Raw genomic sequence first — 21,377 nt, 5'->3', positions numbered from 1 at the left:
CCGTCGTCGTCTCCCCGACGTCCTCCCCCGGAGCCGGCGCCCCGCCCGGCCCCGTCGCCGTTCCCGGCCCCGCCGAGGCCGCGGCACGCCCCGGGGCCGCGGCACGACCCGGGGCCGCCGGATCCCCCTGCGTGCCCTGAGCAGCCGCGCCCGACGAGCTTGCCGAACCCGCACTGCCCACACTGCCCGCACGGCTGGCGCTGCCCGCGGCGCGAGCGGGGGCCGCCGAGGCCGCCGCGCTCCCGGCAGTCGCCGCCCCGCCCGGGCCCGTGAGCGTCGCGGGGCCCCGGGTCGTCGGGCCGTGTGGTCCGGTCGGGGCGGTGCTGCCGGGGCGTTCCGCTTCGGCGCCGGCCGGCGGGGTGTCGGGGAAGCGGGCCGAGGCGGGGGGCGGGGGCGGGCTGGTGGGGGCGGGGGGCTCCGGGACGGTCGACGGGCGGGGCCGGTGGGCGCGTGCGGGCGGGACGGCCGGCGGGCGGGGGCCGCGCGGGGTGAAGACGGACGGCTCCTCGTCGGGGTCGTCGGCCGGAGCCGGGGGCGCGGAGGGCATCGGCGGGCGGGGGGCCGGCTGCCCGGCGCCGCCGTGCCACGCGGGGCCCGCGCTGTCACCGGTCGGGGCGTGCCGCGCTTCCGTGCTCATGCACCCCCCGTTTCCTCATGCCCGGGCCGTTGCCGTACGCGGGCCGTCCTGCTGCTCGGCCGCGCCCGGTGCGACAGGTCCTTCCGGGCACGCATACCCGTACGGCCGGACCGGCATCCCGGTTCACGCGGGTGCCGGATGCGTCCGCCGTACGTGCGCGTCACTCTACGGGTTGTCGGGGGTCGGGACGGAACCGGTCCGCGGCGCCGCGGCATCTGCCCGGAACATCCCCCTACCCTGCGGTAATCCTGTCTGGCAGGCTTCCGTCATGACTGCGCCTGCCGCCGCCCGGGCCCGTTACGACCGGGCCACCGCCCATCTCGACGCCCCTCTCGCGATCGTGGACCTGGAAGCCTTCGACGCCAACGCGGACGACCTGGTCCGGCGCGCCGCGGGCAAGCCGGTGCGGGTCGCCAGCAAGTCGGTCCGCTGCCGGGCCCTGCTGGAACGGGTCCTGGCCAGGGAGGGCTTCCAGGGCATCATGTCGTTCACCCTCGCCGAGTCGCTGTGGCTGGCGCGTTCGGGGTTCGAGGACATCCTGCTGGCCTACCCGTCGGCCGACCGGGCGGGGTTCGCCGAGCTGGCCGCCGACCCCAAGCTGGCCCGTGCCGTCGCGGTGATGGTGGACGATCCGGCGCAGCTCGACCTCGTCGACGCCTCCCGGGACGGCGGGCGTGAAGTCGTCCGGGTGTGCCTGGAGCTGGACACCTCGCTGAGGCTGTTCGGCGGCCGGGTGCGGGTCGGCGCGCGGCGCTCCCCGCTGCACTCGCCCGCCCAAGTCGCCGAGCTGGCCCGGTCGGTGGCCCGGCGGCCGGGTTTCCGGCTGGTGGGGATCATGGCGTACGAGGGACACGTCGCCGGGGTCGGGGACGCGGTCGCCGGGCGGCCCCTGCGCTCGCGGGCGATCCGGCTGATGCAGGCCGCCGCCCGGCGGGAACTGGCCGAGCGGCGGGCCGCCGTGGTGCGGGCGGTGCGGGCCGTCGTACCGGACCTGGAGTTCGTCAACGGCGGCGGCACCGGCAGTGTGCAGCACACCGCCGCCGAGGACGCGGTGACCGAGATCGCGGCCGGCTCGGGGCTGTACGTGCCCCGGCTGTTCGACAACTACACGTCCTTCACCGGCCGTCCGGCGGCCCTCTTCGCCCAGCCGGTCGTCCGGCGGCCCGGGGTGGGTGTCGTCACCGTGCTGGGCGGCGGCTACCCGGCCTCCGGCGCCGCCGGCCCCGACCGGCTGCCGGTGCCGTACCTGCCGGAGGGGCTGGCCTACGACCCGCAGGAGGGGCCCGGTGAGGTGCAGACCCCGCTGCTCGGCTCGCCCGCCGACGACCTGCTCATCGGCGACAAGGTGTGGTTCCGGCACGCCAAGGCGGGCGAGCTGTGCGAGCGGTTCGACGCCCTCCACCTGGTCGAGGGGGACACGGTCACCGCGACCGTGCCCACCTACCGGGGTGAGGGACACACGTTCCTCTGAGGCTCCCTACAGGGGCGTGACGTACGCGCCGGCGATCCCGCCGTCCACGAGGAAGTCGGTGGCGTTGACGAAGGAGGAGTCGTCGCTGGCCAGGAAGGCGACGGCGGCGGCGATCTCCTCGGCCTCGGCGAACCGGCCGAGCGGGATGTGGACGAGCCGGCGGGCGGCCCGCTCCGGGTCCTTGGCGAACAGCTCCCGCAGCAGCGGGGTGTTGACCGGTCCGGGGCACAGGGCGTTCACCCGGATGCCCTCCCGGGCGAACTGCACGCCCAGCTCGCGGGACATGGCCAGCACGCCGCCCTTGGAGGCCGTGTACGAGATCTGGCTCGTCGCCGCGCCCATCCTCGCCACGAAGGACGCGGTGTTGATGACGGAGCCCTTGCCCTGCCGGCGCATGTAGGGGATGGCGGCCTTGCAGCACAGGTAGACGGAGGTGAGGTTGACCTCCTGGACCCGCTTCCAGGCCTCCAGGCCGGTGTCCAGGATGGAGTCGTCGTCGGGCGGGGAGATGCCCGCGTTGTTGAAGGCGATGTCGACGCTGCCGTAGGTGTCGTACGCCGCCTTGAACAGCGCCTCGACCTGCTCGGGGTCGGTGACGTCGGTCTTGACGAAGAGCCCGCCGACCTCGTCCGCGGCGGCCTTGCCGCGGGCCTCGTCGACGTCCGCGCAGACGACGTGGGCTCCTTCGGAGGCGAGCCGGCGGGCGGAGGCGAGTCCGATGCCGCTGCCGGCTCCGGTCACGACGGCGGTACGGCCGACCAGGCGGCGGCAAACACTGTTGTCGGTCACTGTGCGGGGCCCTCCGTGCTGATGAAGACGTTCTTGGTCTGGGTGAAGGCGGTCAGGGCGTCGGGGCCGAGTTCGCGGCCGAGGCCGGACTGCTTGAAGCCGCCGAACGGGGTCCAGTAGCGGACGCTGGAGTGGGAGTTGACGGACAGGTTGCCCGCGCGGACGGCCTGCGACACGCGCAGGGCGCGGCCCACGTCCCGGGTCCAGACGGAGCCGGAGAGGCCGTAGGGGGTGTCGTTGGCGAGGCGGATCGCGTCCTGCTCGTCGGTGAAGGGCAGGAGGACGGCCACGGGTCCGAAGATCTCCTCGCGTGCGGCCGGGCTGTCCTGCCGCTCCCCGGTGAGCACGGTCGGCGGGAACCAGAAGCCGGGCCCGTCGGGGGCGCTGCCGCGCAGGGCCGGGGCGTCCGCGGGGACGTACGACCGTACGCGCTCCAGCTGCCTGCCGGAGATCAGCGGGCCCATCTGGGTCTTCTCGTCGGCCGGGTCGCCCACGACCACGGCGGCCAGTGCGTCGGCGAGGAGGGCGCGGGCCTCGTCCAGCGCCGTCTCCTGGACGAGGATGCGGGTGCGGGCGCAGCAGTCCTGGCCGGAGTTGTCCAGGAAGGAGAAGGGGTCGAGGGCGGCCTTCAGGTCGGCGTCGGCGAAGACGACGTTGGGGCTCTTGCCGCCGAGTTCGAGGGTGACGGGTTTGACCAGGCGGGCGCAGCGCTCCATGACCTCGCGGCCGGTGGCGGTGGAGCCGGTGAACACGACCTTGGCGACGTCCGGGTGGTCCACCAGGGCGCGGCCGGCGGTGTGGCCGTAGCCGGGCAGCACCTGGAAGACGTGCTCGGGCAGGCCTGCCTCCAGGGCGAGTTCGGCGAGCCGGAGCGCGGTGAGCGGGGTGGTCTCGGCGGGCTTGAGGACCACGGCGTTGCCGGCGGCGAGGGCCGGGAAGGAACCCCAGGCGGCGATCGGCATGGGGAAGTTCCAGGGGGCGATCACGCCGATCACGCCCAGGGGTTCCTGGAAGGTGACGTTCCAGCCGCCGGGCACCGGGATCTGGTGGCCGAGCAGGCGTTCGGCGCCGCCGGCCGCGTAGAGGAGCAGGTCGCGGGCGTTGCCCGCCTCCCAGCGGGCGTTCGCGAGCGTGTGGCCGGCCTCGCGGACCTCCAGCCGGGCGAGTTCCTCGGTGTGGGCGTCGACGGTGTCGGCGAAGCGGCGCAGCAGGCGGGCGCGGTCGGCGGGGGCGAGGGCGGCCCACCCGGTCTGGGCGCGTGCGGCCCGTACGACGGCGGCGGCGACGTCCTCCTCGCTCGCGGCGGGGACGGTGGCGACGGTCTCCTCGGTGGCGGGGTTGAGGACGGTCAGCTCGTTCGGGTCGGACACGTGGTGACCTTTCACAGGCGTTCGAAGGAGCGGCGCAGCTCCCAGTCGGTGACCGCGGCGTCGAAGGCCTCCAGCTCGACGCGCGCCATGTTGCGGTAGTGGGCGACGACCTCGTCCCCGAAGGCGGCCTTGGCGATCGCGCTGTTCTCCCACAGCTCGGCGGCCTCGCGCAGGGTGGTCGGGACGTGCTCGAAGCCGGCGGTGTAGGCGTTGCCGGGGCAGGGCTCGGGCAGTTCCAGCTTCTGCTCGACGCCGTACAGGCCGGCCGCGACGAGGCCGGCGACGGCGAGGTGGGGGTTGACGTCTCCGCCGGGGAGGCGGTTCTCGAAGCGCAGGGAGCGGCCGTGGCCGACGACCCTCAGCGCGCACGTGCGGTTGTCGTGGCCCCAGGCGACGGCGGTGGGGGCGAAGGAGCCCGGCTGGAACCGCTTGTAGGAGTTGATGTTGGGGGCGTACAGGAGGGAGAAGTCGCGCAGGGCGGCGAGCTGTCCGGCGAGGAAGTGGCGCATGACGTCGGACATGCCGTCGCCGTCGGCCATGGCGTTGCGGCCGTCGGCGTCGGCGAGCGAGAGGTGGATGTGGCAGGAGTTGCCCTCGCGCTCGTTGTACTTGGCCATGAAGGTGAGCGAGACGCCTTCCTGGGCGGCGATCTCCTTGGCGCCGGTCTTGTAGAGGGCGTGCTGGTCGCAGGTCCGCAGTGCCTCGTCGTAGCGGAAGGCGATCTCGTGCTGGCCGGGGTTGCACTCGCCCTTGGCGGACTCGACGGTGAGGCCGGCGCCGGCCATGTCGTTGCGCAGGCGGCGCAGCAGGGGTTCGATGCGGCCGGTGCCGAGGATGGAGTAGTCGATGTTGTACTGGTTGGCCGGGGTGAGGCCGCGGTAGCCGGTGTCCCAGGCCTGCTCGTAGGTGTCCTTGAAGACGATGAACTCCAGCTCGGTGCCGACCTGGGCGGTGTAGCCGAGTGCGGCGAGCCGGTCGAGCTGGCGGCGCAGGATCTGGCGGGGCGCGGCGGTGACCGGGGAGCCGTCGTTCCAGGCGAGGTCGGCGACGAGCAGGGCGGTGCCGGGGTGCCAGGGGATCCGGCGCAGGGTGGCGAGGTCGGGGTGCATGGCGAAGTCGCCGTAGCCGCGCTCCCAGGAGGACATCGCGTAGCCGTCGACGGTGTTCATCTCGGTGTCGACGGCGAGCAGGTAGTTGCAGCCCTCGGTGCCGTGGTGCAGGACCTCGTCGAGGAAGAAGCGGGCGGCGAACCGCTTGCCCTGGAGCCGCCCTTGCATGTCGGGGAAGGCCAGGACGACAGTGTCGATCTCACCGCTCGCGACGAGGGCGTGCAGTTCCTCGACGCTGAGCGGGGGTGTGCGGTCTGCCACGGGAGAGCCTCCTTCGGCGCCATCGCGCTTTTTCGGCCGGGCCGGGAGCCATAAGGTATTGCGGAGAACCATTGCTTGGGAAGGGGGTACGGCGGATGTCGCACGACATGGGTACGAGCGGGCCGGAGGACCGGCTCGCCCCGGTGCTGCGGCCGGTGCGGGCGGGCAACGGTTTCGAGGAGGCGCTGGAGCAGATCCTGCAGATCGTCCGGCTGGGCCTGGTGCCGGGCGGCGAGCGGCTGCCGGCCGAGCGGGAGCTGGCGGAGCGGCTCGGCATCAGCCGGGTGACGCTGCGCGAGGTGCTGAAGGTGCTCCAGGACCAGGGTCTGGTGGAGGCGCGGCGCGGGCGGTACGGCGGAACGTTCGTGCTGCCGCGCCCGGACGCGGGCGGCGAGGACGAGCTGCGGCGCCGGATCGCCGAGGTGGACATCGAGGACGTGCTGCGCTTCCGCGAGGTGCTGGAGGTGGGCGCGGCCGGGCTGTGCGCGGCGCACGGGCTGACCGGGGAGCAGGCGCAGCGGCTGCGGGAGGCGCTGGACCGCACCCACGGGGCGCCGCTCGCGGACTACCGGCGGGCGGACACGCTGCTGCACCTGACGCTGGCCGAGCTGTGCGGCTCGCCGTCGCTGACCGCGCAGTACGCGGCGGTCCGGGCCACCGTGAACGACCTGCTGGACTGCATCCCGCTGCTGGTGCGCAACCTGGAGCACTCCCAGCGGCAGCACACGGCACTGGTCGGGGCGGTGCTGGACGGGGACGCGGACGGGGCGCGGGAGATGATGCGCGAGCACTGCGCGGGCACGGCGGCACTGCTGCGGGGCTTCCTGGCGTGAGCCGGATCTGCCAGAGTAGGACCAGCAAAGGTATCGGTGCATACCTTTGTGGGTGGGCAGCGTGAGAGCGGGCACTCATGCAGCGGGGCGCTTTTCCAGGGAGGGCAGCATGACCGCACGGCCGCTGATCGGCGTGAGCACGTATCTGGAGTCCGGGGTGCGCTGGGGGGTGTGGGAGCTGGACGCGGTGCTGCTCGCGGCCGGCTATCCGCGGCTGGTGCAGCGGGCCGGCGCGCTCGCGGCGCTGCTGCCGCCGGACGCGCCGGAGCACGCCGCGGGCGCGGTGGCCCGGCTCGACGGACTGGTCATCGCCGGCGGCCCGGACGTCGACCCGGCCCGCTACGGCGCCGAGCGCTCCCCCCGCACGGGGCCGCCCGCGCCGGAGCGGGACGCCTGGGAGCTGGCGCTGATCGAGGCGGCGCTGGCGGAGGGGGTCCCGCTGCTCGGCGTCTGCCGGGGCATGCAGCTGCTGAACGTCGCCCTCGGCGGCACGCTCGTCCAGCACCTGGACGGGCACGCGGAGGTGGTCGGCGCGTTCGGCGAGCACCCGGTGAAGCCGGTGCCGGGCACGCTGTACGCCGGGATCGTCCCCGACGAGCTGACGGTGCCGACGTACCACCACCAGGCGGTGGACCGGCTCGGCGAGGGGCTCGTGCCGTCGGCCTACGCGGCGGACGGCACCGTGGAGGCCGTCGAGCTGCCGACGGACCAGGGCTGGGTGCTGGGCGTGCAGTGGCACCCGGAGATGGGCGAGGACCTGCGGGTGATGCGGGCCCTGGTCACAGCCGCCTCCTGAGCCAGGCCAGGGCGGCCTCGCCCTGCGCGCGCTGGAAGGGGCGCAGGGTGGGCAGGCCCGGCGGCGCCGGCTGCAGCGAGCCGTGCAGGAAGTAGCCCGTGAGGGCGGCCAGCGCCGCGGTCACGGCGTCCGGGTCCGCCGCCCGGCCCAGGGGGTGCGCGGTGAACACCTCCTCGGGGTCGGGGCCGCCCTGGGCCCGCACGCACGGCAGCATGACCAGCAGGTCGAACCAGGGCGCGGCGCGCAGGGCGTGCGGCCAGTCCACGAAGACGACGCCGTCGGCCGTGAGCAGGACGTTGTCGGCGCGCAGGTCGCTGTGGGCCAGGGTGTCCCCGGACGCGCCCTCGGCCCATCCGTCCGCCAGCGCGGCGAGTCCGGGAAGGCGGCCGGCGGTCCACTCGCCGAGCCGGCCGCGCACGTCGCCGGCCTCGCCCGCCAGGAGCCGGCGCCAGCCCGAGAAGGCCTCGGCGAGGTCCTCGGCGACGGGCGGGGCGTCGACCGGGGACGGGGTGGCGGTGCGGGCGAGCGCGGCCACGGCGTCGAGCACACGGTCCAGTTCGGCCCGCTGCCAGGGCACCCGGGGCTGGTGCCCCGCCACCTCCTCGAAGACCAGCGCCACCCAGGTGCCGTCGTCGTACGACCCGAGCAGCCGGGGCGCCGGCACGGCGGCCGGGAGCGCGGCGGCGGTGCGGGCCTCCTTGCGGTGCAGGCCGGGGCTGTGCGGGTTGGCGTCGGCGCTCACCGCCTTGACGAACCCGGTCCGGCCGGCGGCCGTGCGCACACGGGCGGCGACGCCCGGCGAGAAGCCGCCGCTCTGGGTGACGGCCCGCACGACGGGCGCCCCGAGCACCTCCGCGACGGCGTCGCGGACGACGGCCGGGAGGTCTTCCCAGGGGGTGCGGACGCCGGTGGCGGGCGGGGCGGTGAGGGTCATACCGCATGATGGCGAGCCGGGCCGCCCCGGAGCGAGGGGTTTTCCGCTCGGGTGACGACCCGTCACCCGCGTGTCAGCGACAGCAGTTCCCGGGCCGGACCCGTCGGGCGGTGGCCGGTCGGCCAGACCGCGCGCAGGTCCCGGTGGAGCGAGACCCCCTCCACCGGGATGCTGACCAGCCGCCGCATCGACAGCTCCTCGCCCACCGCCAGCTCGCTGAGGACGGACGGCCCGGCGCCGCTGACCGCCGAGGCCTTCACCGCCGTCGTGGAGGACAGTTCGATCATCGGGCGGGCCAGGCCGCCGAGCGCCGCGTCCAGGACCTGCCGGGTGCCGGAGCCGCGCTCGCGCAGGATGAGCGGGGTCGCGGCCAGCTCCGCCGCCGTCAGGGGCCGCCGCCGGCGGGCCCACGCGTGGTCCGGCGCGGTGACGACGATCAGCCGGTCGTGGGCGATGACCGCGGAGTCCAGGCCCGGCGGCACCGACAGGCCCTCCACGAAGCCCAGGTCGGCGTCGCCCGCCAGCAGCAGCTCCGCGACCTTCGCGGAGTTGCCCGCGAGCAGCGACACGGCCGTGTCGGGCCGCTCGGCGTGCAGCGCCAGGAGCCAGCCGGGCAGCAGGTACTCGGCGATGGTCATGCTCGCCGCGACCCTGAGCCGCGAGTCCCGCTGGTCCCTGAGCGCCCGCGCCCCCGCGTCGAAGGCCGCCGCGGCCTCCACCACCCGCCGGGCCCAGTCGGTGACCAGGGCGCCAGCGTCGGTGAGCCGGGAGCCGCGCGGCGAGCGGTCGACGAGGGCGACGCCCAGCTGCCGTTCCATGGAGCGGATCCGGCTGCTCGCGGCCGGTTGCGTGATGCCGACCTCCCGGGCCGCCGCGCCGAGACTGCCCAGCCGCGCCACGGCCAGCAGCAGCTCCAGCGCGGCGAGGTCCGGCACCCGGTGCGCCAGGGATGCCGTGCGCTGTTCCTCCGCCTCGCTCATAAGACCAGCTTATGCCCTCATAGACGGGAACTCCCTGGTCAGGGGCGATCGGCTACGGGACCGTAGCGGCATGGTCACCGCAGCCCAGCCCCTCCGCCTCCCCCGGGCCGACCGGACCCGGCACCTCGGCCCGAACTGGTACGCCGCCGTCATGGGCACCGCCGTCGTCGGCTCGGCCGGCGTCGCGCTGCCGGGGCCGGTGCACGGGCCGCGCGGTGTCTTCGCGGCCGTCTGGGCGCTGTCCCTCCTCCTGCTGCTGACCCTGCTGGCCGCCCGGGCCCGGCACTGGAGCCGCCACCGCGACCAGGCCCGCGCCCACCTCCTCGACCCGGCCATGGCCCCCTTCTACGGCTGCCTGGCGATGGCCCTGCTCTCGGTGGGCGGCGGCGCCCTGACGGCGGGCCGGGAGCTCGTCGGCACGCGGGCGGCCGTCGCCCTCGACACCGTGCTGTACGCCACGGGTACGGTGATCGGGCTCGGGGCCGCCGTGGCCGTGCCCTGCCTGATGGCCGTACGGCACCGCGTCGAGGCCGCCCAGGCCAGCCCAGTGTGGCTGCTGCCGCTGGTCGCGCCCATGGTGTCGGCCTCCGTCGGCCCCCTGCTCGTGCCGCACCTGCCGCCCGGACAGCCCCGGGAGACCCTGCTGCTGGCCTGCTTCGCGCTGTTCGGGCTGAGCCTGCTGGCCGTGCTGGTGATGCTGCCCATGATCTTCGCCCGGCTGCTCACCGGCGGACCGCTGCCGCTCGCGCTCACCCCGGCCCTGTTCCTGGTCCTCGGCCCGCTCGGGCAGTCCACCACCGCGGTCGCCCTCGTCGCGGACGCCGCCCCCGGGGTCGTACCGGCCCCCTACGACCGCGGCCTCGGCATCTTCGCCGTGCTGTACGGGGTGCCGGTCATGGGGTTCGCTCTGCTCTGGCTGGGGCTGGCCACCGCGCTCGTGGTGCGGGCCCGGCGCCGGGGCATGGGCTTCTCGCTGACGTGGTGGGCGTTCACCTTCCCGGTGGGCACCTGTGTCACCGGTGCCGCCGCCCTCGGCCGGCACACCGGACTGGCGATGTACGACGCCACGGCCGCCGGTCTGTACGGCGTCCTCGTGGCCGCCTGGCTCGCGGCGGCCTGGGGCACCGTGCGCGGCCTGCTCAGCGGTGAGCTGCCCGCAGCGCCCCGGCCAGCACCCGGGGCGCCTCCGTCAGGGACGGCCCGTACCAGGTCAGGTGCCGCCCGCTGACCAGGGCACAGGGCAGCCCGGGGAAGGCCTCGGGGCCGTCGTCGGCGGTGAACCGGTACGGCTCGTCGGGCAGGACCACCAGCTGCGCGCCCGCCGCCCGCAGCTCCTCCAGCGGGACGCGGGGATAGCGCTCGGGGTGGCCGGCGTACACGTGGTCCACGCCGAGGCGGGCCAGGACGTCACCGGCGAAGGTGTCCCGCCCGAGCACCATCCAGGGGCGGCGCCAGACCGGTACGACCGCCCGCGTGCGCTCCGCCGGCCCGGGCAGGCCGGCCCAGGCCGCCTCCGCCGCGTCCAGCCACGGGGGCCGGGCCGCCGCACCGCACGCGGTGAGCACCCGGTCCAGCTCGGCGAAGGCCTGCGGCACCCTCCGCACCTCGGTGACCAGCACCTCGACCCCCGCCGCGCGCAGGGCGTCCAGGTCGGCGGCCCGGTTCTCCTCCTCGTTGGCGATCACCAGGTCGGGGGCGAGGGCGAGGATCCGCTCCACCTTCGGGTTCTTCGTCCCGCCGATCCGGGTGACGTCCAGGTCCGCCGGGTGACTGCACCAGTCGGTGGCTCCGACGAGGACGCCGGGCAGGGTGAGCGCCACGGCTTCGGTGAGCGACGGGACCAGGGAGACGACCCGCACTACGCACCCCCGGCAGGGGCGGCGCCCCACGGGGGCGCGGACGGTCGACGCCCCGGCACGCCCCTCACCGCTCCCGCCGCACTCAGCGCGCCCTGTCCTGCACGGCCTCGATGTGCTCCGCCACCGCCACCACGATGACCCGGGTGTCCGGAACCGTGGCCCGCCACCGGTGCCGTACCCCGCCCGTCAGGTACAGCGTGTCCCCGCGCCCGAGGCGGTACGCGCGTCCCTCGGCCTCGATCTCCACCGCGCCGTCGGCGACGTACATCAGCTCGTCGTTGCGGTGCTGGAACTCGCGGCCGGCGTCGTGGTCGCCGGTGAACTCGGAGGCGTGCAGCTGGTGGTGGCCGCGCACCAGGGAACGGGTCCGCGGGTCGAAGTCGCCCTCGGGGAAGGTCTCGGCGCGCACGACGTCCACGCTCGCCGCCGGGTCGGCGGCGGCGAGGAGTTCGACGGCCGTGGTGCGCAAGGCGTCGGCCACCTTCTCCAGGGACGTGCGGCTCGGGCGGGCCTTGTCGTTCTCGACCTGGCTGAGGAACGGCACCGACAGGCCGCTGCGCTCGGCCACGGCGGCGAGGGTCAGTTCCAGCGCACGACGGCGCCGCCGGACGGCCGCGCCCACGCGCACGGGCTGCTGCTCTTTGTGGTCGCCCATCGCTCCGGCTCCCTCCCTCGCTCGTCGTGCCGCTGTCCGGGTGCCCGCTGCGGGGCGCATTTCCTCTGATGACTTCTCTGCACCCTACGCATGTTCGGCAAACCGTTTCACGTGCCTGTCACATCCCTGACACCCCCGTGATCCCCCACCCTCTCGGTTCGCGCCAGCCTTGGGGGCCGGTGACCGGTCGGTGACCCGGTCACCCTGGGGGATGAAGGTGCCGACCAGCTGGGCGCGGCACCCCGGCGCAGGCCAACGGTCCGCACGAACGGTGATTGGCCGGATCCTTGCCGTAGGGGAAACGCCACAGGGGGCGGGCAGCGCCGGACGCGTGTCGGCGTCTCGGCGGCGCCCGCCCCCCGGGAGGCGGTCCGGGCCGGTCAGGTCACCCGGCCGCCTGGCTGGTGGCGCCGTCCCGGGCGGCGACGGGAGCCCACTGGTCGACCAGGCCGGGGTGCTGCCGCAGCCAGTCGCGCACGGCGTCCTGCTCCTTGCCCCTGCCGGACTTCTGGATCCGCGCCTCCAGACCCGTCAGCTGCTCCTCGGTCATCGAGAAGTCCTTCAGCCACTGGCCGACCTGCGCGTTGTTGGCGGCGAAGCCCTTGCGGGCGAGGGTGTGCACGCCGTCGCCCCGGCCCCAGGCACCCTTGGGGTCCTCGAGCTTCTTCAGGTCGTAGTCGCTGTACGCCCAGTGCGGCGACCACAGGGTCACGACGACCGGCTCCTTGCGGGCGTAGGCGCGCTTCAGCTCGGCGAGCATGGCCGGGGTGGAGCCGTCCACCACGTCGTAGGCGCCGTCCAGGCCGTACTCCTTGAGCACCTTGCTCTTCAGCAGGCTCATCATGCCCGCGCTGGGCTCGATGCCGATGATCTTCCCGTGGAACTCGGAGGCGTGGTCCTCGAGGTCCGTCAGGGAGTTCACGTCCTTGACATAGGAGGGGACGCTCAGCTCCAGGGAGGTGGGTCCGTACCACTTGCCGAGGTCGTCCAGCTGCTTGCCGTACTTCGTCCAGTACTCGGCGTGGGTGGTGGGCAGCCAGGAGTCGGTCTGGAAGTCGAGCTGGCCGGTGGCGAGGCCGGTGTAGAGCGGGCCGGCCGCGTACTGGGTCGTGGTGACCTTGAAGCCGCGTTCCTCCAGCAGCTCCTTCCACAGGAAGGTGGAGGCGATGCCCTCGTCCCAGGGGATGTAGCCGATCCGGATCTCCTTGCCCTTGCCGACGTCCGTGCCGGAGGCCTCGGAGGTGCCGGTGGAGGAGCCGAAGATCCCGAGTCCGCCGGCGACGAGGGCGAGGACGACGGCCCCGGCCACGGCGACGGCCGGGCGCGGGCGGTACGACCACGCGCGCGTGGGGGCCTTCGCGGCGGCCCTGCGGCCCAGCGGGGAGAGCTGGGTGCCGAGCGCGCCGGTGACGCGGTCGAGGTAGACGGCGAGGACGACGATGCCGACGCCGGCCTCGAAGCCGTAGCCGATGTCGAGCTGGCCGATGGCCTCGTTGACGGCGCCGCCGAGGCCGCCGGTGCCGACCATGCCGGCGATGACGACCATGGACAGGCCGAGCATGATCACCTGGTTGACGCCGGCCATGATGGTCGGCAGGGCGAGCGGCAGCTGGACTCGCCACAGGATGTCGCGCGGGGCGGTGCCGAACGCCTCGGCGGCCTCGACCAGCTCGGCGTCGACCTGACGGATGCCCAGCTCGGTCATGCGGACGCCGGGGGCGAGCGCGAAGATCAGGGTGGCGACGACGCCCGCGGCGGTGCCCAGGCCGAAGAAGAGCATGGCCGGGATCAGCAGGACCATCGAGGGCATGGTCTGGAGCAGGTCCAGAACCGGCCGTACGGCGGCGCTGACCGCCTTGGAGCGGGCGGCCAGGATGCCCAGCGGGATGGAGATCACCAGGGCGATCACGGTCGCCACGAGGACCAGGGCGAGGGTGGACATGGCCCGGTCCCACAGGTCGAGCGAGTCGACGAGGGCGAACCCGGCGAAGGCGAGGACACCGGCGAGCAGCCCGCGCAGCCACCAGGCGAGGACGGCGAGGATGCCGGCCATCAGCAGCGGCTGCGGGGCGGCGAGCACGGCGTCGATGCCGTCGTACATGCCCTCCATGACCGCCCTGACGGCGTCGAAGAGCCAGGAGAGGTGGTCGACCAGCCAGGAGACGCCGGAGTCGACCCAGTCGCCGAGATGGATCCTAGGCACGGCTGATCACCTTGCCCTCCGGGTTGTCACAGGGAGCCGGGCCGGCCGTCTCGTCGCCGAGGAAGCCGACCAGCCGCTGCCGGGGGACGACACCGATGACACGGTTCGCCTCGTCCACGACGGAGACGCGGTGGGACAGCCGGGCGCTGATCGCGCAGAGCCGGGTGAAGGGGGTCTCGCGGGTCGCGGTCTCGCAGCCGCACAGCGGGGCGTCGGCGGTGACCGAGGTGTCCATGAGGGCGCCCGCCGTCAGCACCCGGGAGCGGTCGACGTCCTGGATGAAGGAGGCCACGTAGTCGTTCTCGGGGCGCAGCAGGATGTCCTCGGCGGTGCCGGTCTGGACGATCCGGCCGTCGCGCATGACGGCGATGCGGTCGCCGAGCCGCATCGCCTCGTTGAGGTCGTGGGTGATGAAGACGATGGTCTTCTTCAGGGTCTTCTGCAGTTCCAGCAGCTGGTCCTGCATGTCGCGGCGGATCAGCGGGTCCAGGGCGCTGAAGGACTCGTCCATCAGCAGCACGTCGGCGTCGGTGGCGAGGGCGCGGGCGAGGCCGACGCGCTGCTGCATGCCGCCGGACAGCTCGTCGGGCCAGGACGTCTCCCAGCCGGCCAGGCCGCACAGGGCGAGCGCCTCGTCGGCGCGGCGCTCGCGCTCGGCGCGGGGCACGCCCTGCACTTCCAGGCCGTAGGCGGCGTTGTCGCGGACGCTGCGGTGCGGGAACAGCGCGAAGTGCTGGAAGACCATGCTGATCTTGCGGGAGCGCAGCTCGCGCAGCGCCCGGTCGGACAGCGCGGTCAGGTCCCGCCCGTCGAAGCGGACGCTGCCCGCGGTCGGCTCCAGCAGCCCGTTGAGCATGCGCAGGAGGGTGGACTTCCCGGAACCGGACAGCCCCATCACCACGAAGATCTCACCGGCGGCGACGCGGAAGGACGCGTCGATCACGGCGGCGGTCGTGCCGTCGGCGCGCAGCTCCGCCCGGTCGGCGCCCTCGCGCAGGCGTTCCACTGCTTGCTCCGGTCGTCTGCCGAACACCTTGAACAGGTGTTCCGCCTCAAGCCTGGCTGATGACACGCGAACCTCTCGTCTGGCGGGGACAGGACAGAGGCGGCGCCTCCCCAGGTCAAGCCCGGGCAAACCCGCGAGTGGCCGGGTTCACGGCAGTGCGCGTCACGCAACGCGTTCCGGGAGCCGACGCCGCTGTCGGTGGCGTGCGGCATGATGCGTGCGTGACCGGACGACTCATGCTTCTCGACACCGCCTCGCTGTACTTCCGCGCGTACTTCGGCGTCCCGGACTCCGTGAAGGCGCCGGACGGCACGCCCGTCAACGCGGTCCGCGGGCTGCTGGACTTCATCGACCGGCTGGTCAAGGACCACCGGCCGGAGCACCTGGTGGCCTGCATGGACGCGGACTGGCGCCCGCGGTGGCGGGTGGACCTCATCCCGACCTACAAGGCGCACCGCGTCGCCGAGGAGCACGAGGGCGCGCCGGACGCGGAGGAGGTGCCGGACACGCTGGCCCCGCAGGTGCCGGTGATCGAGGAGGTGCTGGACGCGATCGGTATCGCGCGGGTCGGCGTCGCGGGGTACGAGGCGGACGACGTGATCGGCACGTTCACCGCGCGCGCGAAGGGCCCGGTGGACATCGTCACCGGCGACCGCGACCTGTACCAGCTGGTGGACGACGCGCGCGGGATCCGGGTGCTGTATCCGCTGAAGGGCGTGGGCACGCTGCAGCTGACCGACGAGGCGGTGCTGCGCGAGAAGTATGGCGTCGACGGGCGGGGGTACGCGGATCTGGCACTGCTGCGCGGCGACCCGAGCGACGGCCTGCCGGGCGTGGCCGGGATCGGTGAGAAGACGGCCGCCAAGCTGCTCGCCGAGTTCGGCGACCTGGCCGGGATCATGGCGGCGGTCGACGACCCGCGGGCGAAGCTCACGCCCTCGCAGCGCAGGCGGCTCACCGAGGCCCGGCCGTATGTGGCGGTCGCGCCGAAGGTGGTGCGGGTGGCCGACGACGTGCCGCTGCCGGACGTCGGTACCGCGCTGCCGCAGGCCCCGAGCGACCCGGCGGCGCTGGAGGAGCTGGCACGCAGGTGGGGCCTCGGGGGCTCCCTGCAGCGGCTGCTGACGACGCTGGCGCACTGAGCCCGACCGGAATATTCAGGTAAAGCGATCAGGACGAGGGCCCACGGAGAGGTGGCACAGCGGAGCGGGATGCTAACTTAGGTAAACCTAACCAACCTCGCAGGAGGCCGTGATGGCAGAACGTCCGGGACGAAAGCCGCGCAAGCCCCATACCGCCCAGGTGGTACGCACCGAGCGCCTGACCCCGCACATGCAGCGCGTGGTGCTCGGCGGCGAGGGCCTGGCCGGATTCGCCGCGGACACCTGCACCGACCACTACGTGAAGCTGCTCTTCGGCGCCGACGGGGTCACCTACCCGGAGCCCTTCGACCTGGAGCGGATCCGCGCCGAGTTCCCCCGCGAGCAGTGGCCGGTGACCCGGACGTACACCGTGCGCGCCTGGGACCCGGTCCGGCGGGAGCTGACCCTGGACTTCGTCGTCCACGGCGACGAGGGCCTGGCCGGTCCCTGGGCCCTGCGCGCACAGCCCGGTGAAACGGTCCGCTTCATGGGCCCCGGCGGCGCCTACACGCCCGACCCCGACGCCGACTGGCACCTGCTCGCCGGCGACGAGAGCGCCCTGCCCGCGATCGCCCGTGCCCTGGAGGCGCTGCCCGCCGGCGCCCGCGCCCACGCCTTCGTCGAGGTGTCCGGCCCCGAGGAGGAGCAGAAGATCGACACCGGCGTGGAGGTCGTCTGGCTGCACCGCGGGGACCGCCCGGTCGGCGCGGCCCTCCTGGAGGCCGTACGCGGCCTGGACTTCCCCGAGGGACGGCTCCACGCGTTCGTCCACGGCGAGGCGGGCTTCGTGAAGGAACTGCGCCGCCTGCTCCGGGTCGAACGGCAGATCCCGCGCGAGGACCTGTCGATCTCCGGCTACTGGCGCCTCGGCCACAACGAGGACGGCTGGCAGGCCTCGAAGCGGGACTGGAACGCCCGCGTCGAGGCCGAGCAGGAGGGCGTGGCGGCAGCGGCGGCCTGAGCGTCGCGGCCCTGGGGGCGCGTGCCGTCCGCCCGTCAGGGGGCCGTCTGGTTGATCCTGCCGAACGGGATGTGCACGCTGGGCGTGGTCCGTGAGGTGCTCTCCAGATGGGTCACCTGGTCGTCGAAGAAGATGTGCGGGTCCAGCACCCGCATCACCGCGCCCTTGTCGATGCCGCCGAGGAAGAAGGCGTCGTTGACCCGCAGACCCCACTGCTTGAGGCTGTTCACGGCGCGCTCGTGGGCGGGGGCGTTGCGCGCGGTCACGATGGAGACGCGGACCCGGACCGCGTAGTCCGGATCGCTCGTGCACCGCTCCTCCTCGCGGCGCTGTATCCGGTTCACCCCGGCGAGGAAGTCCCGCAGCGGCCCGGGATCGTGCGGGGTCGCCGCGTTGCGGGCCTCGTGCGCGCGGAACTCCTCCAGTCCGTCGGCCTGGTACACCTGCTCGGCGGCGTCACCGGCGAGCACCCCGTCGAAGTCGAACGCGACCCTCAGCTCCCGGTCGGCGAGGTCGTCCGGGTACGCCCCGCCGCGGACGTGTCCCGCGGGCAGCCCGGCGGCGACGGCCTCGCGCACGTCGTCGCCGTTCGCCGACAGGAACAGCGACATGTTCAGCGCGGGCATGAACCTGTACGGGGAGCGGCCCTGCATGAAGACGGCGCGGGTGATGGGCAGTCGGTGCGTCTTGATCGAGCCCATGACCCGCAGGCCGGTGTCCGGGTCGTTGCGGGAGAGGATGATGACCTCGACGAGCGGATCCCCCGGCTCGCCGAGGTCGTTCAGCGACAGCAGCCTGCGGATGAACGGGAAGGCCACGCCCGGCTGGAGCGTGTTGTCCCGGTTCTCCTCCTGGTAGGCCCGGTAGGCCTCCTCGCCCTGCTCGCGGAAGACCGCGTCCGACTCCCGCAGATCGAACAGGGCGCTGGAGGCGACACCGACGACGAGTCGGTCGGCAAGATCGTAGGCCGGCATGTCCTCCATCTTCACACCGGCCGGTCCCTACGGGGTCACACCGACCGCTGGTACGAGCGGAAGGTACGCACGGACAGCCACACCGCCGCGAACGCCAGGGCGAACAGCGCGCCGCCGCGACCGAGGACGTCACCCCCGTCGGGGTGCCCGGACATCGCCGAACGGCCCGCGACCATCGCCCAGTCCAGCGGGTTGAAGGCGGCGATGTGCCGCATCCAGCCGGGCATCTGCGACGGGGCCATGAAGGCACTGGAGAGGAAGGTCAGCGGCAGCAGCAGAAAGGTGTTGATCCCGATGATCGACTCCCGTTCGCGCACCAGCATGCCGAGCGCGTTGGACAGCGCCCCGAAGACCGTGCCGAGCAGGACGGCGGCCAGCACGAGGACCGCGATGCCGCCGACGCCGCCGGGGTAGTCCGCACCGCCGAGCAGCCCGAGCAGCACGATGACCACCGACTGGAACGCCGTGACCAGGCCGTTGTTGACGACGTTTCCGTTCATCAGCGCGGCCCGGCTGACCGGGGTGGACAGGAAGCGGTCGAGGGTGCCGCGCTGGATCTCCTCCAGGGTGCCCATGCCGGCCCACATGTTGGAGCCCAGGGCGCTCATCACCACCACGCCCGGCACGAGATAGTCCAGGTACGAGGTGGTGCCGAAGCCACCCAGCTCGACGACCTTCCTGAAGAGGCTGCCGAACAGGAACAGCCAGATCACCGGCTGGACCAGGGTGATGACCGCGTAGGCGGGCTGCCGGGCGAACACCCGCAGCTGACGCTGCGCCATGTACCAGGTCTGGGTGAGGGCCGCGCTCATCGCACACCTCCGGCGAGCACGCCCGCGGTCCCGGCCTCGGCTTCCGCGTACCGGCGGCCCGCGTGGCGGAGGTAGACGTCGTCCAGCGAGGGCCGGGCGACGGTGGCCGAGGCGACGGTCACCCCGGCCCGGTCCAGCGCCGTGAGCAGCGCGGGCACCGTGGCGGCCCCGTCGTCGGCGCGGACGCTGATCCGGCGTCCCTCGCACCACGCCTCGTGCACCCCGGGCAGCGCGGTCAGGGCAGCGGTGAGCAGTGTGCGGCCGGCCTCGCCGACCGGCTCGCCCAGCTCCAGGTGGACGGCGTCGCCGCGCAGTTCGCCCTTGAGGGCGTCCGGTGTGCCCTCCACCACGACCCGGCCGCGGTCGACGATCGCGACGCGCTCGGCGAGCCGGTCGGCCTCCTCCAGGTAGTGCGTGGTGAGCAGGATCGTCAGCCCCTCCTCCCCGGCCAGCCTGCCGATCTCCTCCCACATCGCGGTGCGCGCCTCCGGGTCGAGGCCGGTGGTCGGCTCGTCGAGGAAGAGCACCTCGGGCCGGTGCACCAGTCCGAGAGCCACGTCCAGGCGGCGCCGCATGCCGCCCGAGTAGCCCTTGACCTGCCGGCGGGCGGCCTCGGCGAGCGTGAACCGCTCCAGCAGTTCGTCCACCCGCCGGTTCAGCGCGGCGCCGCCCAGTCCGTAGAGGCGGCCCTGGAGTTGCAGGTTCTCCCGTCCGGTCGCGACCGGGTCGGCGCCGGAGTGCTGGGCGACCACGCCGATCGCGCGGCGCACCCGGTCGGGGTGGCGCAGCACGTCGTGCCCGGCGACGGTGGCGGTGCCGGAGTCGGGGAGGGCCAGGGTGGTGAGGATCTTGACGGTGGTGGACTTGCCGGCGCCGTTGGGGCCGAGGAGTCCGAAGACGGTGCCGGGTGTCACGGTGATGTCCATCCCGTCGAGGGCGGTGACGCCGCCGGGATAGGTCTTGACGAGCCGGCGCGCCTGCACCGCGGGTGCACGGGTGTTCATGACGACTGCTCTCCTGAATGAGCCGATGACGGATCGTCCGTCGGCCCGGGTGGGCGGACGGTGGAAGATCCGCGTGAAGAGCGCCGGGCTATCCTGGGTGTGCCGCACCTCGATCGCCCGGAGCCGCCGCACGGCGGATCCGATTCGGGGTTCGAGACCCCGGCGGGGCTGCTGCAACAGCCGTGCCGGGGTCGTTCTCGTCACAGGGGTCCGGTGAATTCCTCCGGCAGCTCCCCGGTGTCGTGGTACCGCCGCCAGAGGTCGACCCCGGGCAGCGTGCCTTCCCTGATCTCCTCGAGGAAGCCGCGGACCCACGCGGCCTGCGCTTGGAGCATGTGCAGCTGGTACTCCGTCTCCACGAGGAAGAGCCGCGGTAGCGTCTCGCGGAGCTTCTCCAGCGCGCCGCGCCCGCCGGCCAGCTGCACCTTGAGGGTGCTCAGCCGCTCCTCCAGCAGCCGGACGGCGTCGTCCGGGTGCAGGACCCCCATGACGGACAGGGCGGTCTCGAAGATCGGGTACTCCTTGACCGGGACGGCCATCAGGTCCGACAGCCACTCGGTCAGCTCCTCGCGTCCGGTGCCGGTGAGTCCGTACACCGTGCGCTCGGGGCGGTTGCCCTGCTGCTCCACGCCGGTCACCTCGACGAAGCCGTGCTTCTCGAGGTTCTGCACGACCGTGTAGAGCGACCCGTAGTTGATCTTCGTGCTGGTGTCCTTGCCCTGGCGGCGCAGGGTCTGGGCGATCTCGTACGGGTGCATGGGCTTCTGCCACAGGGTCGCCATCACCGCGAGCGCCAGAGGATTGCCGAGCTTGCGACGCTTCACGGCCACGACGGTCACCCCGCTTCCGAATATCCGTGACCGAACATATCGCGTCGGGAGTCGCGAGAGCAACACTCACGATGTATCGCGTGTGGCCGGACGGGGCGAGGGAGCGGGGTCACGTCGGCGGGCGGGCCGGCTCAGTCGCCCCGGACCCGCGCGTGCAGGTGCATGTCGTGCCAGCCGTCCTGGTGGTTGAGGGCGCTGCGCTTGGTGCCCTCCAGCGCGAAACCGGCCTTGCCGGCGACCCGGCAGGAGGCCTCGTTGGCGGTGGCGTGCGTGAGTTCCAGGCGGTGGAAGCCGACCTCCTCGAAGGCCCAGTGGGCGAGGGCCGCCGTGGCGCGCGCGGCGACGCCCCGGCCGCGGGCCCGCGCCACCGTCCAGTACGCCACCTCGGCGACACCGTCCCCGAGCAGGATCTGACGCAGCGCGACCCGGCCCAGCAACGCGTCCGAGGCGCTGTCCACGACGGCCCACTGCGCCTCGCGTTCGTCGGCCCAGCCCTGTTCCCACTGCGCGATCCAGCCGGCGGCCTCCTCGGCGGAGTCACAGGACCTTATGTGCCACTGCCGCAGCACCGGGTCCTGGAAGGCGGCGTGCACGGCGGGCGCGTCCCCGGGCCGCCAGGGGCGCAGGAGCAGGTCGTCGTCGGCGTGCACGGCGGGCTGGGGCGTACGGGCGAGGGCGCCGGGCGTCAGGACCGGGCTGGTGAGATACGGCATGGCCGACATCCTGCCGAGTGCGGTGGCCCGCGGCCCAC

20 protein-coding genes are annotated in these 21,377 nt (G+C 73.8%); 6 read left to right on the top strand and 14 right to left on the bottom strand.

The window, feature by feature from the left end:
- The first annotated feature begins 905 nt into the window (after window positions 1-905).
- Window positions 906-2,108, top strand: coding sequence for an amino acid deaminase/aldolase (locus tag IEZ20_RS19245; RefSeq protein WP_189300264.1), 1,203 nt, complete (start codon window positions 906-908; stop codon window positions 2,106-2,108).
- Between the two features lie 6 nt (window positions 2,109-2,114).
- On the opposite strand, the gene IEZ20_RS19240 is transcribed toward IEZ20_RS19245, so the two are convergent.
- From IEZ20_RS19240 to IEZ20_RS19230, 3 genes are read right to left on the bottom strand one after another with little or no spacing between them, the layout of a single operon-like run.
- Window positions 2,115-2,897, bottom strand: coding sequence for a 3-oxoacyl-ACP reductase (locus tag IEZ20_RS19240; RefSeq protein WP_189300262.1), 783 nt, complete (start codon window positions 2,895-2,897; stop codon window positions 2,115-2,117).
- Window positions 2,894-4,267: an aldehyde dehydrogenase family protein gene (locus IEZ20_RS19235; RefSeq protein ID WP_189300260.1), complete on the bottom strand. Its 1,374-nt coding sequence runs from the start codon at window positions 4,265-4,267 to the stop codon at window positions 2,894-2,896. Before IEZ20_RS19235 ends, IEZ20_RS19240 begins: the two co-directional genes overlap by 4 nt.
- Before the next feature lie 11 nt (window positions 4,268-4,278).
- Complete coding sequence (locus tag IEZ20_RS19230; protein ID WP_189300258.1) at window positions 4,279-5,637, bottom strand: glutamine synthetase family protein; 1,359 nt, start codon at window positions 5,635-5,637, stop codon at window positions 4,279-4,281.
- 95 nt (window positions 5,638-5,732) lie between these two features.
- On the opposite strand from IEZ20_RS19230, the gene IEZ20_RS19225 reads away from it, so the two are divergent.
- Both IEZ20_RS19225 and IEZ20_RS19220 read left to right on the top strand, forming a co-directional pair.
- On the top strand, window positions 5,733-6,470 hold the full coding sequence (locus tag IEZ20_RS19225; protein WP_229896137.1) for a FadR/GntR family transcriptional regulator: 738 nt from the start codon (window positions 5,733-5,735) through the stop codon (window positions 6,468-6,470).
- Between the two features lie 109 nt (window positions 6,471-6,579).
- Window positions 6,580-7,266 carry a gamma-glutamyl-gamma-aminobutyrate hydrolase family protein gene (locus IEZ20_RS19220; protein ID WP_189300256.1) on the top strand — a complete coding sequence of 229 codons (687 nt, stop codon included), beginning with the start codon at window positions 6,580-6,582 and terminating at the stop codon, window positions 7,264-7,266.
- On the opposite strand, the gene IEZ20_RS19215 is transcribed toward IEZ20_RS19220, so the two are convergent.
- Both IEZ20_RS19215 and IEZ20_RS19210 read right to left on the bottom strand, forming a co-directional pair.
- Window positions 7,250-8,200 carry a phosphotransferase gene (locus tag IEZ20_RS19215; RefSeq protein WP_189300253.1) on the bottom strand — a complete coding sequence of 317 codons (951 nt, stop codon included), beginning with the start codon at window positions 8,198-8,200 and terminating at the stop codon, window positions 7,250-7,252. The two genes, IEZ20_RS19220 and IEZ20_RS19215, sit on opposite strands and share 17 nt — an antisense overlap.
- 62 nt (window positions 8,201-8,262) lie before the next feature.
- Window positions 8,263-9,180, bottom strand: coding sequence for a LysR family transcriptional regulator (locus IEZ20_RS19210; RefSeq protein WP_189300251.1), 918 nt, complete (start codon window positions 9,178-9,180; stop codon window positions 8,263-8,265).
- A 70-nt stretch (window positions 9,181-9,250) separates the two neighbouring features.
- On the opposite strand from IEZ20_RS19210, the gene IEZ20_RS19205 reads away from it, so the two are divergent.
- Window positions 9,251-10,408 carry a TDT family transporter gene (locus IEZ20_RS19205; RefSeq protein ID WP_189300249.1) on the top strand — a complete coding sequence of 386 codons (1,158 nt, stop codon included), beginning with the start codon at window positions 9,251-9,253 and terminating at the stop codon, window positions 10,406-10,408.
- On the opposite strand, the gene IEZ20_RS19200 is transcribed toward IEZ20_RS19205, so the two are convergent.
- From IEZ20_RS19200 to IEZ20_RS19185, 4 genes are all read right to left on the bottom strand, one after another.
- Window positions 10,320-11,039: a helical backbone metal receptor gene (locus IEZ20_RS19200; RefSeq protein WP_189300247.1), complete on the bottom strand. Its 720-nt coding sequence runs from the start codon at window positions 11,037-11,039 to the stop codon at window positions 10,320-10,322. The two genes, IEZ20_RS19205 and IEZ20_RS19200, sit on opposite strands and share 89 nt — an antisense overlap.
- A gap of 82 nt (window positions 11,040-11,121) precedes the next feature.
- Entirely contained in the window at window positions 11,122-11,694 is a 573-nt protein-coding gene (locus IEZ20_RS19195) for a helix-turn-helix domain-containing protein (protein ID WP_189300244.1), read from the bottom strand.
- 385 nt (window positions 11,695-12,079) lie between these two features.
- Window positions 12,080-13,897, bottom strand: coding sequence for an ABC transporter permease/substrate binding protein (locus IEZ20_RS19190; protein WP_189300241.1), 1,818 nt, complete (start codon window positions 13,895-13,897; stop codon window positions 12,080-12,082).
- Window positions 13,890-14,969: a quaternary amine ABC transporter ATP-binding protein gene (locus IEZ20_RS19185; RefSeq protein WP_189300239.1), complete on the bottom strand. Its 1,080-nt coding sequence runs from the start codon at window positions 14,967-14,969 to the stop codon at window positions 13,890-13,892. The genes IEZ20_RS19190 and IEZ20_RS19185 overlap by 8 nt, the downstream gene beginning before the upstream one ends.
- Window positions 14,970-15,124: 155 nt before the next feature.
- Here IEZ20_RS19185 and IEZ20_RS19180 point away from each other — a divergent pair, with 155 nt between their 5' ends.
- Window positions 15,125-16,045 carry a 5'-3' exonuclease gene (locus IEZ20_RS19180; RefSeq protein ID WP_373303946.1) on the top strand — a complete coding sequence of 307 codons (921 nt, stop codon included), beginning with the start codon at window positions 15,125-15,127 and terminating at the stop codon, window positions 16,043-16,045.
- 112 nt (window positions 16,046-16,157) lie between these two features.
- The gene (locus IEZ20_RS19175; protein WP_189300237.1) at window positions 16,158-17,006 is read left to right on the top strand and encodes a siderophore-interacting protein; all 849 of its coding nucleotides are present in this window, start codon (window positions 16,158-16,160) and stop codon (window positions 17,004-17,006) included.
- A 35-nt stretch (window positions 17,007-17,041) separates the two neighbouring features.
- On the opposite strand, the gene IEZ20_RS19170 is transcribed toward IEZ20_RS19175, so the two are convergent.
- The 5 genes from IEZ20_RS19170 to IEZ20_RS19150 all read right to left on the bottom strand — a co-directional run bounded on the left by IEZ20_RS19170 (window position 17,042) and on the right by IEZ20_RS19150 (window position 21,339).
- Window positions 17,042-17,980: a 5'-nucleotidase gene (locus IEZ20_RS19170; RefSeq protein WP_189300236.1), complete on the bottom strand. Its 939-nt coding sequence runs from the start codon at window positions 17,978-17,980 to the stop codon at window positions 17,042-17,044.
- Between the two features lie 35 nt (window positions 17,981-18,015).
- Window positions 18,016-18,792: an ABC transporter permease gene (locus IEZ20_RS19165; RefSeq protein ID WP_189300232.1), complete on the bottom strand. Its 777-nt coding sequence runs from the start codon at window positions 18,790-18,792 to the stop codon at window positions 18,016-18,018.
- Window positions 18,789-19,796 (bottom strand): ATP-binding cassette domain-containing protein, encoded by a 1,008-nt coding sequence (locus IEZ20_RS19160; RefSeq protein ID WP_189300230.1) that lies wholly within the window; start codon window positions 19,794-19,796, stop codon window positions 18,789-18,791. The genes IEZ20_RS19165 and IEZ20_RS19160 overlap by 4 nt, the downstream gene beginning before the upstream one ends.
- 200 nt (window positions 19,797-19,996) lie before the next feature.
- On the bottom strand, window positions 19,997-20,626 hold the full coding sequence (locus tag IEZ20_RS19155; protein WP_229896136.1) for a PadR family transcriptional regulator: 630 nt from the start codon (window positions 20,624-20,626) through the stop codon (window positions 19,997-19,999).
- 131 nt (window positions 20,627-20,757) lie between these two features.
- The gene (locus IEZ20_RS19150; RefSeq protein ID WP_189300227.1) at window positions 20,758-21,339 is read right to left on the bottom strand and encodes a GNAT family N-acetyltransferase; all 582 of its coding nucleotides are present in this window, start codon (window positions 21,337-21,339) and stop codon (window positions 20,758-20,760) included.
- Window positions 21,340-21,377: the final 38 nt, after the last annotated feature.

The sequence above is a fragment of the Streptomyces cinerochromogenes genome (genome assembly GCF_014648635.1).
Taxonomy (GTDB): Bacteria; Actinomycetota; Actinomycetes; order Streptomycetales; family Streptomycetaceae; genus Streptomyces; species Streptomyces cinerochromogenes.
This window is presented reverse-complemented; position numbering and strand designations above follow the sequence as displayed.